This window comes from Carnobacterium sp., from assembly GCF_032094055.1.
Lineage (GTDB): Bacteria > Bacillota > Bacilli > Lactobacillales > Carnobacteriaceae > Carnobacterium_A.
The window spans coordinates 10,428-12,253 of sequence record NZ_DAMDAK010000076.1 but is presented as its reverse complement, the minus strand read 5'-3'; the positions used below and the strand labels follow the sequence as shown (position 1 = coordinate 12,253).

2 protein-coding genes and 1 pseudogene are annotated in these 1,826 nt (G+C 32.7%); all 3 read left to right on the top strand.

Features of this window, described 5'->3' with window-relative positions:
- Positions 1-357: hypothetical protein (locus RT405_RS10715; protein WP_313469619.1), on the top strand; the 357-nt coding region annotated here is incomplete at its 5' end.
- Entirely contained in the window at positions 357-1,091 is a 735-nt protein-coding gene (locus tag RT405_RS10710) for a glycosyltransferase (RefSeq protein ID WP_313469618.1), read from the top strand. The genes RT405_RS10715 and RT405_RS10710, both read left to right, overlap by 1 nt.
- Positions 1,092-1,116: 25 nt before the next feature.
- Positions 1,117-1,826: pseudogene (locus RT405_RS10705) on the top strand (transporter); the annotation flags it as partial.

Sequence of the window (1,826 nt, the reverse complement as noted above, 5' to 3'; positions counted from 1 at the left end):
AAATTAATCAATGAAATTGAAGATTATGAGATTACAGTTATGTTAGCAAGACCGGATAAAACATTATTGCCATTAATTAATAAAAACATTCATTTGGTCGAATTATATAAACAAGGGTTAGGTCTTAATATGGGACTGTATTTAAAAAGAAGCTTGAAAAAAGGAAAACTGTTAAAAGGATTATGGATGTTTTTGCAGTTATACCGTTATATCATTCTTGATCAGTTCGAACAATTAAATCAACAGTTATTAGACAGCTATGATGTCTGCAATGAAGAATATGATGTAGCGATTGCATATGATGGCGGATCTCGAAATAGTTTAACTCCGAAAAAATTAAAGCAAAGAAAAAAGTGATGTGGATCCATGAAGATTATTCTAAAGTACCATCCAATGAAAAAGCTGCTGGGCATCGGATTTTCCCGAAATACGATCAAATCTTTTGTGTCTCAGTAGCAGCAAAAGAAAAGTTTAGCGAAATTTATCCTGAGATGGAAGGAGCGACGGATGTTTTCTATTCCATTTTTAATAGCCGTGAAATTTTAGAAAAGGCTAGCGAATCAAAAAATAAGTTTCAGTACAATGGCGTCAAAATATTGACAGTGGGACGCTTGGAAGAAGAAAAAGGTCAAGAGCGACTACCAGCAATCGTCTCTCGTTTAAAAGAAGAGGGCTATACCTTTAAATGGTTTTTGATTGGAGAAGGTAAATTAAGAAAAAAATTAGAAGCGGAAATCAAAGAGTTGGGGATAGAAGAGTATCTGATTCTATTAGGTAAAAAAGCCAACCCTTTTCCTTATTATAAATATTGTGATATTTATGTTCAGCCATCTAAGCAAGAAGGCTATTGTCTTTCAATGGCGGAAGCTAGTACGTTTGAAAAACCCTTAGTGGCCACAAATTTTATTACAGCTAAGGAATTTATTGCCCATGGAATTGATGGGCTGATCGCCGATAATAACAGCCAGTCTATTTACAAAAATGTAAAAGAAATATTAGACAATGAAACGTTAAGGCTTAAGTTTACTGAAAATAGTCAACATAAAAAAATTGATACTTTTTCAGAAATGGATAAATTCTACGCGTTATAAAAAATTGGCTAGTTAGGAGAACTATATGAGAACAGCAAACTCTATGAAAAATGTAGCCGTTGTATTAATTGGACAAATACTAAATATCTTGTTGTCTTTCGGTTCACGTATCGTCTTTGTTAAAATGCTGAACGCTGAATATTTGGGAGTTAACGGCTTATTCACGGATGTTTTATCGATTCTTTCTCTTGCAGAACTCGGTTTCGGTTCAGCCGTTATTTATGGATTGTATAAACCGCTAGCAGTAAATAATGAAAGTAAGATAAAAGCCTTAATGAATTTCTACTCTCGAGTGTACCGATTGATTGGTTTTTCAGTTTTAGGATTGGGATTAGTTTTACTACCTTTTTTAAATGTCATTATTAAAGATGCTCCTGCTATTTCTAATTTGAATTTGATTTTTCTGCTTTATTTAGCAAACTCAGTGGTGACGTACTTTTACGCTTATAAACGTTCTTTAATTATTGCGGATCAGAAGAATTACATTGTCACATTTTACAAAAGCGGCTTCTTTGCAATTGTAACTATTGTTCAAGTGGTCATCTTGTTAGTGACACAAAACTTCATTTTGTATTTGCTAGTCAAAATCATCTTTTCTCTGATTGAAAACATTCTATTATCGCGAAAAGCAGATACTCTTTATCCTTTTTTAAAAGATAAAAACAAAGGGCGCATTTTAGGATATATAAAAAGACTGTTATGCAAGGAGCCGTATCTTTATTATTCTAAAAATAA

Coding starts and splice junctions, on each gene's coding strand:
- RT405_RS10710 (WP_313469618.1), top strand. CDS start 357: ATGTGGATCCATGAAGATTATTCTAAAGTACCATCCAATGAAAAAGCT.